Raw genomic sequence first — 14,207 nt, forward strand, 5'->3', positions numbered from 1 at the left:
CCCCTCAACAATGCGCTGGGCGACCACGTGCCCGAGCGGTACGTTGCGCAGCAGGACGCGAGGATCGGAGCGAACTGATGCGCCCAGTGCTGCTGGTGGACGTGGACGGACCGCTGAACCCCTATGCCGCAAAGCCGCAGCGACGCCCCGACGGCTATCAGACGCATCGGCTGCTGACGCCCCGCTGGGAGGCCGCCCAACGACGCCGGCTGACCGACTGGGGGCTGACCGACGGGCGCATCAAGCCGCTTCGTGTCTGGCTCAACCCGCACCACGGGCCGGGGCTGCTGGCGCTCCCCTTCGACCTGGTCTGGGCGACCACCTGGGAGCAGGAGGCCAACGACTTCATCGCCCCTGCTCTGGGGCTGCCCACGCTGCCCTTCGTCCCCTGGCGCTCGCCGCGGCCCGAGCCTGCGGGAGGCGTGTTCTGGAAGACACCGGAGATCGTCGCGTGGGCCAGGGGGTGCGCCTTCGCCTGGGTCGACGACAAGATCACCGACGCAGACCGGGCCTGGGTTGCGGAGCATCACCGCGGCCCCGCTCTCCTGCGCCGGATAGACCCCCGCGTCGGACTGACCGCGGAGGATTTCGCCGTGCTGGGCGCATGGGCGACCGGCCTGGGCTGACCTCCGAACGCACTCCGGCACCACCTCCGCCGACCCCGGACGAACCACCTGACAGGGGCGGGTCCTGCGAGGTGGCCGGCCTCGTCAGTTGTCGACGTACTTCCGCAGCACGGCCTGGTAGTCGGCGAACTCCGGCTCGGTGTGGAGCGTGTCGGTGCCCCGCTTGAGGTAGACCATCCCCGGGCAGTTCGGCTTTCGGGAGCCGCTCAGTTGCTCGCTGCCGACCTTCTTGCCCGTCTTCGCCTCGTACACGGTCACGTCGTACACACCGCGGTACAGCTTGATGCTGTCCGTCGTGAACTTGCAGTCGGTCAGGAACTCGCCCTCGTCGGGCGAGTCCAGGCAGGCGATCAGCTGGACCTGGTGCGGGTCGAGGCGGTTTCCGCTCCAGTAGTCCGCCGTGCCGGAAGCCGGGTAGGCGGGGTTGGGAGAGCCGGACTCGCTGATGGTGAACATCGCGATCGGGTGCGGTCCCGCGCCGGTGTGGTCGGCCGCCGTCGGGAAGTACTTGCGCGCCAGGCCGGCGCCGCAGCCGGTCTCGAAGTCGGAGACCCGGGTCAGCGCCTTGTCGTTGGCCTTCGGCTCGAACATCACCCAGTACACGCCGTAGCCCACCGCCACGACCATGACGAGCGCGATCCCCCGCAGGATCAGCGTCCGCTGACCACGCTGTTGCGGCCGCTGCCCCTGGGCGGCGGCCCCGCCGGCCCTGCGCCTGTTCACCACGGCATATCCGAGGAAGAGGACCGGAGCGGCCGCCACCACGACGAACAGGAGGCCCACCGGCACATTGCCGCCCTTGAAGGCGATCACCGAGAAGACCACCGCTATGCCGATGAACAGGACCATCAGCCTGGCCATGAACACACCTTTCCTTGAGACCAACAGCGAGCCCGAACCACCGGCGACACGCGACTTCGCCGGTGGAGATTCCGCGCCGCCGCACGACCGGTCGTTCGCCAGACGACCTCCCCATCCTCGCGGAAGGCGTTGAAATGCCGATGACACGGCGATGAAGCGGGCGCGGGAAGACGTCGAGACGGACGAGAACTTCTCACCCCGGTCGGACGCGCCGTCACACCACTCCAGGTGATCGCATGCACGCGCACAGGCATGAGGAGGTATGCAGGCAGCCGCAAGTCCAGGCGCGACCGCCTCTTCGGCGACGCCAGGCACCCGGCCGGGACCGCCGGTCGCCCTGTCGCCACGCCGCACACCCATACGGCCGTTCCACGACTGGCAGCCGTCATCCGGCCCGAGGATGCTTGAGGTGTGGTACGGCACGACAGAGCGGGAGCGGGGACGTGAGGACGTCGAGCGCGGGGCGCGCCACGCTCGGGCGCTGGTGTCTGCGCCACCTTCACTTCCTTCCCGTCCTCCTGCTCGTCGGAGGTGCCCTCTTCGACTACGCCACCTCCCCGCACGTGAGTGCGGAAGCCTTCTACACAGCAGCGCCGATGACGGCTGCCGCGCTGCTGTCGCTCCGCGCGACCATCCTGGCGGGCATCGGCGCCTGTGCCGCCGATGTCGCGCTGCTCACCCACTTCGGCCTGATCGGGGATTCCGGTGGCTGGAGCGAGCTGGCGGCGGTCGTGACCGTCTCGGCCCTCGCCATCGTCGTCAACCGCCTCATGCACTACAGCTACGCGCGCATGCAGTCCGCACGCCGGATCGCCCTTGCCGCTCAGCGCGCGGTGCTGCCGCAGCCGCCGGCCTCGATCGGGCCGCTGCGGATCGCGGTGCGCTACCAGGCGGCCGTGAAGGACGCCCAGATCGGCGGCGACCTCTACGGCGCCCAGGACACTCCGTACGGCGTGCGGTGTCTGGTGGGCGATGTACGGGGCAAGGGCCTGGACGCGGTCAAGGTGGTGGCCGTGGCCATGGGCGCGTTCCGGGAGGCCGCCGAGGAGGAACCCACGCTCGTCGGGGTCGCGGCCAGACTGGAGCGGGCCCTGCTCCGGGAAAGGCGCCAGCGGACGGGACCCGAGCACATCGAGGGTTTCGTCACCGCCGTCCTCGTCGAGATCCCGCACCGCCACGACCAACTGCGGCTGCTCAACCGCGGCCACCCGGCCCCGCTGGTGCTGCACGCCGGCCGGGTGCACACCGCGGAACCGTCCGTACCGGCCCTTCCCCTGGGACTGGCGGAACTGGGCGCCGGCCAGGACCGGACCGACACCGTGCCCTTCCCCTCAGGGGCCACGCTCCTGCTGTACACCGACGGCCTGAACGAGGCGCGCAACCGCGCCGGAGACTTCTTCGACCCCACGGCCGGGCTGACCGGGGTCGAGTTCCCCGGGCCGGACGCGCTGCTCGACGCCCTCCTCAGCGAGGTGAACCGCCACTCCGCAGGCCGCATCACCGACGACATGGCGCTGCTCGCCATCACCCGCACACCACCTTCGTCGGACCACGGGCCACGACGGCACACACACGGCGAACGATAGGGCGCCGGCCCCGGCCCGCCCGGGGCGACCCAACGGACGCTACGCGTACCGCGAGTTCATGCCAGCCCTCGATGCGACCGCACGTCAACGACGAGAGGCCCGCGACGACCGGACACACCGCCCCGTGGCGCCGGATTCGTGTAGTAGTGGGTGAAGGTTTCTCCAAGCTCGATGACCTGTGGGGTTACGTTGACCGATCTTGTGGAGTCCGTCGAATCGATGGAACAGCTCACCGTGGCCTGGCGCGCCCTGGTGCTCGACCGCGACGAAGCCGCGGACGTGCGGGACCTTCCGGGCATCGCCGTGCGCTGGGCCGACTGTCGGTTCCCCTTCTGGAACTGCCTCACCCTCACGGATGTGGGCGCGGACGCGGCGCTCCTCGGACAACGCCTGGGCCAGGCAGCGGACATCATGCGCACGAAGAAGCGCCCCGGCTTCCTCTGGCTCTTCGAGGACCTGCTCGACGACGGGGCTCGCCGCGCGCTGGAGACCGCGGCGGAGCAGGCGGGGCTTCGGCACGCCTTCCCCGGTTGGGGCATGGCCGGGGACCTGCTCCCCCTCCCCGAGCCGGTCCACCCCGAGCTGACGTTCGTGCGGGTGACCACCGATGAGCATGTGCAGGTCTACGCGGACCTCAACTCGCGCGGCTACGGGTTCCCCTTGGCCACGGGCCGCGACGGTCTCGCCGGATCCGCGCTGTGGAAGAACGAGGCGTACGCCTACCTGGGCATGCGCGGCGACGTTCCGGTGACCTGCGCGGGAGCGGTCGAAGCAGCAGGCCGCCTGTTCGTCGCGCTGGTCGCGACGGACCCGGAGTGGCAGCGCCGGGGCTACGGCGAGGCGGTCACGCGCAAGGCACTGTACGAGGGCGCCCGGGCCACCGGACTGACCCGCGCCACCTTGCACGCGACCGCCGCCGGGGCCCCCGTGTACCCGCGCATCGGGTTCACACCGAACTCGCCGATCCACTTCTACGGCCTGAAAGCCTGATCCGACGCCGCGGGTCCCTGCCCCATCCGCCGGGCCCTGCCTGGGAGCGGCTCCGTTCGCCGTAACCGCATTGGTACAGAATGATTACCGGCCGTAACCTATCTCTCAGTCACCACGTTGGCCCTTGCGATCCGAATCCCAGGCGAACGGCTCACGGATCACTTCGGAGTCCGCTCACCCCGCAAGGAGCACCGTATGAAGCTGCGTTGGTCGCGACTGCTCACCACCCTGCCTGCGGTCGCCCTGGCCGCCGGTCTCAGCACCTCGCCCGTCGCCGCCCACCCGCCGGCCACCGCGCTTCCCGGCAAACCACTCGGGTTGCCCCTCCCGGCGTCCTTCTCCTCCGCCCCCCGCGGGCCGTTGGGGCTGCCCCTCCTCAAGTCATCCGCCACAGGCACCCCGCGCCACGCGCCGTGGGCGGCCCCCGCCAGCAGTGGCTGGAACGACTTCTCCTGCCGGCCCTCCGCCCGGCACCCCCGCCCGGTCGTCCTCGTCCACGGCACCCTCGCCAACGCCGTCGACAACTGGCTGGGCCTGGCGCCCTACTTGGTGGCCCGCGGCTACTGCGTCTTCTCCCTGACGTACGGCCAGTTGCCCGGCCTCCCCCTCGTCGGCGGGCTCGGACCGATCGACGACTCGGCCAGGCAGCTCGCCGCATTCGTCGACCGGGTGCGGGCCGCAACGGACTCGCGGAAGGTCGACATCGTCGGCCAGTCGCAGGGCGGCATGATGCCGCGGGTGTACATGAAGTTCCACGGCGGGCGCCACAAGGTGCACACACTGGTCGGACTGGCCCCCGACAACCACGGCACCGACCTGCACGGCCTGGCCACACTGGTGGACATCGCCCCGATCAAGCAGACCCTGCACACGCTCACCCCGGGGCTGATCCAGCAGAAGGCCGGCTCCCCGCTGCTGCGTCGCCTGAACGCCGGCGGCGACACCCTTCCCGGTATCCACTACACCGTCATCGCCACCAAGTACGACGAGGTCGTCACGCCCCTCGGCTCGGAGTTCCTGCACGGCCCCCGTGTCCACAACATTCTGATCCAGCACCTGTGCCCGGTCGACGTCTCCATGCACGCGAGCATCGGTCTGATCGACCGGATCGCCTTCCACGAGACCGCCAACGCGCTCGACCCGGCACACGCCATCCCCACCACCTGTGTCTCCGCCCTGAGCTGAGCTCCGACCGGACGACAGGACGGCGGACTTGAGGCGGCGCCTCCGGGGAGGGGAGCGCCGCCCTGCGCCGTGCACAAGCAGGGGGGAGGTGCGGCCGGCGACGGCCGTCTCGGCAAGGTCGTACCGCGGACCCAGGGAAAGCCTTTGCCGTAGCCCGGTGTCTCCTTGACGCAGGGTTCACTACTTTTCAATGGAGCCACCACTCAACGGGGTGGCACGACTGAGTGCACGTGCGCAACTCATCACCGGCAGAAGGCCCCTGACGGGACATCACGTCCGCGCACAGCCAGTGAAATGTCATGCTCTTGACAGGACACACGTGTGCGCGGCACATGACGTGCATGCCACCCCGGGAGAGCCGTTCACCGGATCCTTCCCCCACGGAGGTCGATCCCTTGCGTTCGCTACGAAAGGGCAGATCCGATCGCACGAGAGGGCTGGCGCGCCGCGGCGTCCCGGCCCTGCTGTCGGCGGCAACCCTCGTCATCGGCGGCGTGATCGCCGCCAGCCCGTCCAGCGCCGCACCGGCGGCGCCCACGACCCACGCGTCCCTCACCGCATCCGCGGCCCGCGCGCACGTCCACACCCACCGGCTGTGTGCGCACCCGTCGGAGCCCGGCTACATGGCCTGCAACGCGGTGGCCCGCACGGACGTCAAACAGCAGCTGTCCCTCCGGCCGCACGCCGCCCCCTCCGGCTACGGCCCCAGCGACCTGCAGAGCGCGTACAATCTGCCCCAGTCGGGCGGCTCAGGCCAGACGGTGGCGATCATCGACGCCAACGACGACCCCAATGCCGAGCAGGACCTGGCGACGTACCGCTCCCAGTACGGCCTGCCCGAATGCACCACCGCCAACGGGTGCTTCCAGAAGGTGGACCAGAACGGCGGCAGCAACTACCCGGCGCCGGACTCGGGTTGGGCCGGTGAGATATCCCTCGACGTCGACATGGTCAGCGCCGCCTGCCCGCAGTGCCACATCCTGCTGGTCGAGGCGAACAGCGCCAGCATGGACGACCTGGGGACGGCGGTGAACCGCGCCGTCGCCATGGGCGCCAAGTTCGTCTCCAACAGCTACGGCGGTCCCGAGGACTCCACCGACCCCACCTCCGACGAGCAGTACTTCAACCACCCGGGCGTCGCCATCACCGTCAGCTCCGGTGACAGCGGCTACGGCGTCGAGTACCCGGCGGCCTCGCAGTACGTCACCGCGGTCGGCGGCACCTCACTCCAGCAGGACAGCAGTGCCCGCGGCTGGAGCGAGTCGGTCTGGGGCACCAGTGCGGGTGGCGAGGGCGCCGGCTCCGGCTGTTCCCAGTACGACAACAAACCTGCCTGGCAGCAGGACTCCGGGTGCGCCAACCGCACCGTCGCGGACGTCGCCTCGGTCGCCGACCCGGCCACCGGCCTCGCGGTCTACGACACCTACCAGGCCAGCGGCTGGAACGTCTACGGCGGCACCAGCGCCTCGGCCCCCTTCATCGCCGGCGTCTACGCCCTCGCGGGCACCCCGGGCGCGAGCGACACCCCCGCCTCCTACCCGTACACCCACACCTCCGCGCTGAACGACGTCACCAACGGCGCCAACGGCTCCTGCTCCCCGTCGTACCTCTGCACCGCCGGCGACGGCTACGACGGCCCGACCGGCCTCGGCACCCCGAACGGCACCGCGGCCTTCACCAAGTGAGGTGGCACGAGTCGGCGCGGGACATCGTGGGCGACCAGTGACGCGGCAGGCCCTCGCGTAGCCGACTGCCATCCCACCGACAGCCACAGTCCGGCGGCCTTTCGAGGCGCCGGACTGTGGCGCGGATCGGTGAGCGCCGACCGCCGTGCCCGAGTGTCAGTGCGCAGGAGTACTTTTCTTTCCGTCGGTTGCGGAGATGACAGAAGCACGGGGGTTGCACATGGTGTTCTCACGCAAGGCGAGGGAGTCGGACGGCGGTTTCGGATTCGCTCTGGTGCGGCGGGGCTACGACCGCGGACAGGTCGACGCGTACATCGAGCGGCTGTCCCAGGCCGCGCCGCCGGCCGGGCCGCCGGCGTTCGACCTGGTGCGGCGGGGTTACGACCGGGGGCAGGTCGACGCCCGCATCGAGGAGCTGCGGGCCCGCAGCACAGCCGGAGAATAGTCGTCGCCGAGCCGGTGGCCGGCAGGGGCGGCGCCCAGCACCAGGATCAGGCCGGACGCGGGATGTACGCCAGGCCGTGCGCGCCGGGGGCGCCGAGCTTGGCGATGTCCAGCCGGGCCAGGCACTCCAGCGTTTCCAGGTCGACGATGTCGACGGTGGAGGAGACGACGCCCGCCACATAGGCGAGCCGGCCATCGGGCGACGACGTGATCGTCAGCGGCAGGAGCCCCACCTCGACCTCGCCCAGTTCCTTGCGGGTGTCGGCGGAGAACACCTTGAGGCGACCCGGTGCCTGGCGCCCGAGTCCGGAGTCCGGGTCGGGTTCCATGTGTGCCTCGCCGGCGAGCAGCTTGCCCGTCGACGTCATGTGCAGCGGCAGGACGACGTTCCCCATGGGCAGCGTGTCGACGACGGAGGCCGTGCGGGCGTCGATGACCCGGATTCCCGTGGCCGTCCGCTCCTCGGCAGCGCTGAAGAAGCGACCGGCGTAGGGCGAGGCCACGAAGACGTGGGCACCGTCGACGGACAGGGCCAGTCCCTCGCTCCCCGGCACCTCGACCTTCGCGGCGAGGACTCCCCGTTCGAGGTTGACGACCGAGACGAACGGCGCCTCCTTGTTGGTGGCGTAACCCGTCCTTCCCGTCGGGTCGACGGCGAACCAGTGCGGGCCGGGCGCGTCGGTGTCGATCCTGCCCGTGGGACGACGTGTCCGCGTGTCGATCACCACGACGCCGCCGGGGCGGTCCGCGGAGCCCTCCACGCTGACGTAGAGGCGGTGGCGTTCGGTGTCCAACGCCAGTCCGTGCGGGCCGTGTTCGGGGGCGAGGTCGACGACCTCGACGACGCTCCGCGTGTCGGGATCGATGACGACCACCTCGGTGCGTCGGCCGCTGTTGTCGTGGTAGTAGCCCGAGTGGTAGGTCGTGGTGCACCACAGCAGTCGCTGCGTCGGGTCGAAACACAGCTCGTGCGGCTCGGCGGGGACTTCCAATGTGTCGAGGTGTCGGTCCGAGGCGGCGTCGAAGAACGACACCGTCGGCCCGCTCTGGCTGACCACGGCCAGCACATCGCCTTCCCGACCGGCGCGGGGGGACTGTTGCACAACGTACTCCTAGGACGTGGCGAAGGTGATGTCATGTCACGCGGATCCGCGGACATCTCCACTCTCCGCGCCCCAAGATTCCGCGGCAATGCAAAGATCGGCATCACATCATTGCCTCAGGCGTAAAAGCGCAGCTCAGGAGCATCGATGGACCTCAATCTGCTACGCGCCCTGGACGCCCTGCTCCAGGAGAACAGCGTCACCCGTGCCGCGGAGCGACTGGGCACCTCCCCCGCGGCGGCCAGTCGGACGCTGGCACGTCTCCGCCGTGCCGTCGGCGACCCCCTGTTGGTCCGTGCGGGCCAGCAGATGGCCCCCACCCCGCGAGCCCTGGAACTCCGGGAGGAGGTCGGCGCGTTGCTGCGCAACTGCGACAACGTCCTGCGCCCCGGGGCCGGCTTCGATCCCGCGCAGCTCCAACGGACCTTCACCGTGCAGGCCACCGACCTGCTCCTGGCGGGGCTGGCCGGCACCCTGACCGACCGGATCCACACCGAAGCCCCACACGTGGACGTGGTCTTCCTGCCGGAGGCGGTGGAGGGCGGCCCCGCCCTGCGGCAGGGCTGGGTGGATGTCGAACTGGGCGTCCTCGGGCACCTCGACCCGGAGATCCAAACCCGACCGCTCACCAAGATCGCGCTGCTCGGCGTGGCCCGCAGCGATCATCCCCTCTTCGACCGGCCGATCGACGCCCGCCGTTTCGCCGAAGCCGGCCACATCGGCATCTCCCGGCTCGGCAAACGCCGCGGGCCGATCGACCTGGCACTCGCGGAACTCGGGCTGCGGCGCCGGATCGCGGTCGTCGTCCCCAGTCACACCAGCGCGATGATCCTCGCCCGGGACACCGACCTCGTCGCCCTCACCCTGGCCGACTGGCTCCCGGACGCCATCGCCGCACTGGGACTGCGTACCTTCCCCCTCCCCCTCGACGTGGCACCCCTCGACCTCGGAATGGCCTGGCACCCGCGCAACTCCGCCGATCCGGGCCATCGTTGGTTCCGCGACCGCCTGGCGGCAGCCGTCCCGGCCCCTTCGGGGACAGCGCACGACGACTCTTGAGGAGCACGCCGCCGCGCCACCGACAGGCAGGACGCCCCCTTTTGGCTCTTCTGGTGGAGGTTTCCGGCCACATGACCCATCGTGACCGGAGTCGGAGCCTGGGGAGACATCAGGCAGGTGCCAGGAATCGGGCAAAGGCCCGCTGAGCCGCAAGGGACCACGCCCGCCCCACCCGGCGCCGTCATACACAGGCGCCCGCCGTGGGCGCGTACTGCTGACGGGCAGTGATTCAGGAGGCCCCCTGTACACCCATGCAACGTTGCGCAATTCTTGTTCCGACCGACGAAGTGGCCGGAACCCACAGCTGACACACGCAGCCAAGTTCACCCGATGCTCTACCAGGCCCCTGAGGAGCATTGCCGTGCCGCAGACCGCGCATTTACCGCAAGTGCTGGACGCGCCGCCTCGTGATCGGCCCCACCCGCCCTCGTCCGTGGACGACCCGTGGCGATGGTCACGCTGGCGCTCCCTCCACCCGCCGCCAGTGGCCCTGAGGTCGGCCTCGCGATCGCCTCTCCCGCCCGCACCGCGGAATGCGTGCGAGGGCGACGCGGGCCTCGATTCCCCTTTGGCGTCCCCGGTTTCACGCTGACACCGACTGCACTGATCAGCTGAGGCGCACTCCTCCGGACGACGGCGATCCAGCGAGACCGCGGCGGCCGCGCCTACGCGAAAGGAAGGCAACGACACACATGCAACTCGAAGATTTCGGCAGCGCCATCCCCTTTCCTTCGCGCATCAATCCACACCTGGAAGAGATCCGCGCCGGACACGAAGAATGGCTTCGGCGGCACCACCTCATCTCGGATGACGCCGACGCCGAGAGCTTCAAGGAATGGAAGATGGTCGAGCTGGCCGCCCGGGCCTACCCGGAGGCAACCGCTCGCGGCCTTCGCATCGCCGCCGACGCGATGGGATGGTTCTTCCGGTTCGACGACCTCTTCGACGGCGGACCACTCGCCTGTGACATCACCCACGCATCGCAACTGATCGCGATCGTCGCCGGCATCGCGGAGGATCCCGACGCCGCACCGGAGAGCGACGAAGCGCCAGTCATCAGCGCGTTCCGGGACATCCGCAGACGAAGTGTGCAAGGCATGTCGGCGGAATGGATCGCGCGATCGGCCGAACACTGGCGCGGATACTTCCAGGGCAACCTCAAGGAAATCGTGATCCGGACCGCCGGAGCCCCCATCTCGCTGAAGGAGCTGATCGGTCTGCGTCGCTACACGATCGCCGCCGCGCCTTCGGCCGACCTCAACGAGTGCGCGTGCGTCTTCGAGATTCCCGAGAAGGTGGCGCAGAATCCCTACTTCCAAGGCATGGAGGCGGACACCGCAGACGCGATCATCTTCGTCAACGACCTGTGGTCGGCGAGCAAGGAAGAGTCGGTCGGGGAGCCGTTCAACGCCATCTCGGTCATACAGGACGAAGCGCACTGCGATCGCCGCACGGCACAGTTCACCGTCGCCAGCCTCCTGGATGACTGCGTTCGACGGTTCACCCATCGAAAGGAGAGCTTCGAGGAGTGGCTGAGCACCCAGAGCTTGTCGGAACGTGAACGCTCGGCGGCAGTTCACCAGGCGGGGCATCTACAGGACTGGATACGCGCCAACTACGACTGGTCACTCGAATCGTCCCGCTACCGCGCCTGCTCGTAGCGCATGCCGAGCCGGCTCTGACCGAGTCCCGCACCCGTTCCCACCACTGATGGGACGCCGCCTCGCACACGCACCAAGAGGCGCACGCCGGGACACTGATACCTGCATCGGTGCCCCGGCGTGCGCCTCTGGGGGTTTCGAGAGGCGCACGATGTGCGCTCCCGTAACCGCGCTACTTCCCCGACAGCCACCCCTTCAGCCGGCTCCACCAGGGCGTGTGCGCCCTGGGCTCGTCGGCCGAGATCGACGCGAGCGAATCCCGTGCAGCCTCCCCGCTGCCGTCGGCGGTCCCCTGGGAGGCGGGTGCGTCGTCCACCTCGACCGCCGATGCACCGGTCGCCGTGGCGAGACTCTCCGGCCGGCTCGGGGTGAACTTCACCGGGAGCGAGGTCAGATGGCGGGCGATCCAATGGGACACCCACCTCAGCTCGCTCTCGGGAACGGCCAGCTCGATGTCGGGCAACCGCATCAGCAGGATGTCGATTCCCGTGTCGACGACGGCCCGACCGATCTCCTGGCCGGGGCACTCGTGCGGACCACCGGTGAAGGCGAGGTGGGAACGGTTGCCGTGCATGGGCACCGAGAGATCGGGGCGGATGACGGGATCGGCGTTACCGGCGGCCAGACCGAGGAGGAGCATGTCCCCGGCCTTGATGGACTGGCCGGCGAGTTCGGTGTCCCCGGTGGCCCACCGGGCCGGCGCGACCGAGGTCGGCGGTTCGTCCCACAGCATTTGTTCCAAGGCGTCGGGCAGGGTCATGCTGCCGCCCGTGAGCGAGGCCCGGAAGCGGGGATCGGTGAGCACCATGCGCAGGGTGTTCGCGATCAGATTGGTGGTGTTCTCGTTCGCGGCGATGGCGACGAGTCGGAGATGCTGTGCGACCTCCTCGTCCGTGAGGTCGGCCGAGTGGCCGATCAACCACGAGGTGATGTCGGGACCGGGCGCCGCGCGTTTGCGAGCCACCAGCTCGTCCAGCGTCGCCACGAGGTATTCGTTGCTCTTGAAGGCCGTCTCCGAGCCCCTGAGGAGGTCCCGGGTGGCCTCGACCAGTCGCGGACCGGTCTCGTCGGGCATGCCGAGGAGCTGCGACACCACGCGCAGCGGCAGTTGCTCCGCGAACTGGCTCACGAGATCGGCTTGTCCGCTGCCGATGAATTCGTCGATCAGTTGATTGGCGGATCGGGTGACGCAGCGGCGGATTCCGCGGCGGTCGAATCGCGTCATGCTGTCGGTGAGCGCGACACGAAGCCGCTCGTGCTCCGAGCCGTCCATGAAGAGGCAGACGGGCTGCCAGGCGAGCGCCGGCATCAGCGGTGAGTCCGCCGCGACCTTGTTCTCCTTGAAACAGTGCCAGATACGGGAGTCGTGGCTGAAGCGGGTGGGCGTGCGCAGTACTTCGAGGTTCTCCCGATAACCGAGGACCAGCCAGGCCGGCAGGTCGCCGTCCACCAGAACGGGCGCCACGGCCCCGTGCTTGGCGCGCAGTCGCTCGTAGAAGCCCGTCGCGTCGTTCACCGCCTCGGGCCCGAAGAGCCGCGCCAGTCCGTCGGTGTCCCAGACTCGGGCGTGAGCGGGACATTCCGGGGGCGGTACGGATGCGGATGTCGTGCTGGGCTGGTTCGTGTCAGAGGCGGTCAACGGGGCTCCGAGGCTGTGGTGGTGAGGGCGTACAGATAGCGCATGAGGGTCAGCAGGGCATCGCGGCTGGAGGCGCGGTCACGGGCGTCGCAATCGACCATGGGAACGTCGTCGGGGAGATCCATGGCCGCGCGGAGCTCCGACATCGGGTAGGCAGGGGCGTCCGGGAAGGCGTTGATGGCGACGACGAAAGGCAGGCCGCGTTCCTCCAGCCGGCCGATCACGTCGAAGCTGTCGTCCAGGCGTCGGGTGTCGATCAGGACCACGGCTCCCAGCGCGCCCTCGAAGAGGCCGTTCCACAGGAACCAGAAGCGCTGCTGGCCCGGAGTGCCGAAGAGATACAGCACCAGTTCGGTACTGAGGCTGATCCGGCCGAAGTCCATCGCCACCGTGGTCTCGGTCTTGCGCTCGACTCCGACGATGTCGTCCACTCCGACACCGGCCTGCGTCATGGTCTCCTCGGTGGTCAGCGGGCGAATTTCGCTCACCGAGCCGACCAGAGTGGTCTTCCCCACTCCGAAGCCACCGACGATCACTACCTTGACCGCCGTGGAGACCGAGGCCGGTAGGGTGTCCTCGCTCCGGGGGCCGACGACGGGCTCAGAGATTTTGCAGTCCATGCATCACCGCCTCCAATAGTTCGACATCGGGCAACGAGGCCGTCGGGATCGGCGCCCGGGCTTCGGCGTGGCCGCTCTCCAGCAGATCCGCGAGTAATACCGTGACCACACTGACCGGCAGATGGACGTATGCGGAGATCTCGGCGATCGACAGCGGGTAGTCGCATATCCGGAGGATGGCGGCCTGCTCCGGCTGCATGCTCGCAGTGGGCCGATGCCGGGTCACGATCAGCGTGACCATGTCCAGAGGCGCTGCTTCGGATGGCGCGCTCCGGCCGGACGTTAGGACATAGAGCCGCTCGGGACCGCCTTCTTCCCAATTCCGGTGCTTTTCCGGTTTCGAGTCGCTCACGGGACCTGCCGGTCGGCCCGCGGCGGGCTTGTGAGATGTTGACCGATCCGGGCGACCAGGTCCCGCATCCCCTGTCCCATGAGGCCGGCGTCCACGTCGTCATCGGCCAGTACCGCCAGGTACGCCCCGGCACCGGCCGCCATCAGATAGAAGAAGCCGCCGTTGACCTCGATGACGACCAGCTTCATCTGCCCGTCGCCGTGCGGGAATTCGGCGGCGATGGCCGCCGACAGGCTCTGCAGGCCGGCACAGGCAGCGGCGAGGCGATCCGCGGTGTCCTCGTCCGTACCGTACTGAGCCATACACAAACCGTCCGAGGACAGCACCACGACGTCACGGGTGTGCGGAACACTGGACGCCAGGCCCTCGAGCATCCAGTTCATATTGAGTCGCTGC

The 14,207-nt window shown here is 69.3% G+C and carries 14 protein-coding genes; 8 read left to right on the forward strand and 6 right to left on the reverse strand.

Annotation, left to right across the window (positions count from 1 at the left end; all coding sequences use genetic code 11):
• Positions 1-77: 77 nt before the first annotated feature.
• Positions 78-626 (forward strand): hypothetical protein, encoded by a 549-nt coding sequence (locus SNOUR_RS02990; RefSeq protein WP_067343597.1) that lies wholly within the window; start codon positions 78-80, stop codon positions 624-626.
• An 84-nt stretch (positions 627-710) separates the two neighbouring features.
• Here the strand turns inward: SNOUR_RS02990 and SNOUR_RS02995 are convergent, their stop codons facing one another.
• Positions 711-1,487 (reverse strand): hypothetical protein, encoded by a 777-nt coding sequence (locus SNOUR_RS02995; RefSeq protein ID WP_067343598.1) that lies wholly within the window; start codon positions 1,485-1,487, stop codon positions 711-713.
• Positions 1,488-1,930: 443 nt separating this feature from the next.
• Between SNOUR_RS02995 and SNOUR_RS03000 the strand changes: the two genes are divergently transcribed.
• From SNOUR_RS03000 to SNOUR_RS03020, 5 genes are all read left to right on the forward strand, one after another.
• Positions 1,931-3,073, forward strand: coding sequence for a PP2C family protein-serine/threonine phosphatase (locus tag SNOUR_RS03000; RefSeq protein ID WP_067343600.1), 1,143 nt, complete (start codon positions 1,931-1,933; stop codon positions 3,071-3,073).
• Positions 3,074-3,262: 189 nt separating this feature from the next.
• Positions 3,263-4,063, forward strand: a complete 801-nt coding sequence (locus SNOUR_RS03005; protein ID WP_174717834.1) for a GNAT family N-acetyltransferase — start codon at positions 3,263-3,265, stop codon at positions 4,061-4,063.
• 195 nt (positions 4,064-4,258) lie between these two features.
• Positions 4,259-5,248 carry an esterase/lipase family protein gene (locus SNOUR_RS03010; RefSeq protein WP_099055645.1) on the forward strand — a complete coding sequence of 330 codons (990 nt, stop codon included), beginning with the start codon at positions 4,259-4,261 and terminating at the stop codon, positions 5,246-5,248.
• Between the two features lie 623 nt (positions 5,249-5,871).
• Complete coding sequence (locus SNOUR_RS03015) at positions 5,872-6,933, forward strand: S53 family peptidase (protein WP_376738578.1); 1,062 nt, start codon at positions 5,872-5,874, stop codon at positions 6,931-6,933.
• Between the two features lie 220 nt (positions 6,934-7,153).
• Positions 7,154-7,378 (forward strand): DivIVA domain-containing protein, encoded by a 225-nt coding sequence (locus tag SNOUR_RS03020; protein ID WP_067343603.1) that lies wholly within the window; start codon positions 7,154-7,156, stop codon positions 7,376-7,378.
• Between the two features lie 46 nt (positions 7,379-7,424).
• On the opposite strand, the gene SNOUR_RS03025 is transcribed toward SNOUR_RS03020, so the two are convergent.
• Positions 7,425-8,480 (reverse strand): YncE family protein, encoded by a 1,056-nt coding sequence (locus SNOUR_RS03025; RefSeq protein WP_067343605.1) that lies wholly within the window; start codon positions 8,478-8,480, stop codon positions 7,425-7,427.
• Positions 8,481-8,627: 147 nt separating this feature from the next.
• Between SNOUR_RS03025 and SNOUR_RS03030 the strand changes: the two genes are divergently transcribed.
• Positions 8,628-9,539 (forward strand): LysR family transcriptional regulator, encoded by a 912-nt coding sequence (locus SNOUR_RS03030; RefSeq protein ID WP_067343606.1) that lies wholly within the window; start codon positions 8,628-8,630, stop codon positions 9,537-9,539.
• Between the two features lie 692 nt (positions 9,540-10,231).
• Positions 10,232-11,200, forward strand: a complete 969-nt coding sequence (locus SNOUR_RS03035; protein ID WP_067343608.1) for a terpene synthase family protein — start codon at positions 10,232-10,234, stop codon at positions 11,198-11,200.
• A gap of 172 nt (positions 11,201-11,372) precedes the next feature.
• Here the strand turns inward: SNOUR_RS03035 and SNOUR_RS03040 are convergent, their stop codons facing one another.
• The 4 genes from SNOUR_RS03040 to SNOUR_RS03055 are packed head-to-tail and all read right to left on the reverse strand — an operon-like array spanning position 11,373 to position 14,194.
• On the reverse strand, positions 11,373-12,839 hold the full coding sequence (locus SNOUR_RS03040; RefSeq protein WP_067343610.1) for a cytochrome P450: 1,467 nt from the start codon (positions 12,837-12,839) through the stop codon (positions 11,373-11,375).
• Positions 12,836-13,459 carry a GTP-binding protein gene (locus tag SNOUR_RS03045; RefSeq protein WP_067343611.1) on the reverse strand — a complete coding sequence of 208 codons (624 nt, stop codon included), beginning with the start codon at positions 13,457-13,459 and terminating at the stop codon, positions 12,836-12,838. The genes SNOUR_RS03040 and SNOUR_RS03045 overlap by 4 nt, the downstream gene beginning before the upstream one ends.
• Positions 13,440-13,811: a DUF742 domain-containing protein gene (locus tag SNOUR_RS03050; protein ID WP_067343613.1), complete on the reverse strand. Its 372-nt coding sequence runs from the start codon at positions 13,809-13,811 to the stop codon at positions 13,440-13,442. The genes SNOUR_RS03045 and SNOUR_RS03050 overlap by 20 nt, the downstream gene beginning before the upstream one ends.
• Positions 13,808-14,194: a roadblock/LC7 domain-containing protein gene (locus tag SNOUR_RS03055; protein ID WP_039629233.1), complete on the reverse strand. Its 387-nt coding sequence runs from the start codon at positions 14,192-14,194 to the stop codon at positions 13,808-13,810. The genes SNOUR_RS03050 and SNOUR_RS03055 overlap by 4 nt, the downstream gene beginning before the upstream one ends.
• Positions 14,195-14,207 lie beyond the last annotated feature (13 nt).

It is taken from the genome of Streptomyces noursei ATCC 11455, assembly GCF_001704275.1.
Taxonomy (GTDB): domain Bacteria; phylum Actinomycetota; class Actinomycetes; order Streptomycetales; family Streptomycetaceae; genus Streptomyces; species Streptomyces noursei.

Bases quoted from the DNA above. Each gene is read 5' to 3' on its own strand.
- SNOUR_RS03030 (WP_067343606.1), top strand. From the start codon at position 8,628: ATGGACCTCAATCTGCTACGCGCCCTGGACGCCCTGCTCCAGGAGAAC.
- SNOUR_RS03010 (WP_099055645.1), top strand. From the start codon at position 4,259: ATGAAGCTGCGTTGGTCGCGACTGCTCACCACCCTGCCTGCGGTCGCC.
- SNOUR_RS03045 (WP_067343611.1), bottom strand. From the start codon at position 13,459: ATGGACTGCAAAATCTCTGAGCCCGTCGTCGGCCCCCGGAGCGAGGAC.
- SNOUR_RS03020 (WP_067343603.1), top strand. From the start codon at position 7,154: ATGGTGTTCTCACGCAAGGCGAGGGAGTCGGACGGCGGTTTCGGATTC.
- SNOUR_RS03055 (WP_039629233.1), bottom strand. From the start codon at position 14,194: ATGAACTGGATGCTCGAGGGCCTGGCGTCCAGTGTTCCGCACACCCGT.
- SNOUR_RS03035 (WP_067343608.1), top strand. From the start codon at position 10,232: ATGCAACTCGAAGATTTCGGCAGCGCCATCCCCTTTCCTTCGCGCATC.
- SNOUR_RS03015 (WP_376738578.1), top strand. From the start codon at position 5,872: ATGGCCTGCAACGCGGTGGCCCGCACGGACGTCAAACAGCAGCTGTCC.
- SNOUR_RS02995 (WP_067343598.1), bottom strand. From the start codon at position 1,487: ATGGCCAGGCTGATGGTCCTGTTCATCGGCATAGCGGTGGTCTTCTCG.
- SNOUR_RS02990 (WP_067343597.1), top strand. From the start codon at position 78: ATGCGCCCAGTGCTGCTGGTGGACGTGGACGGACCGCTGAACCCCTAT.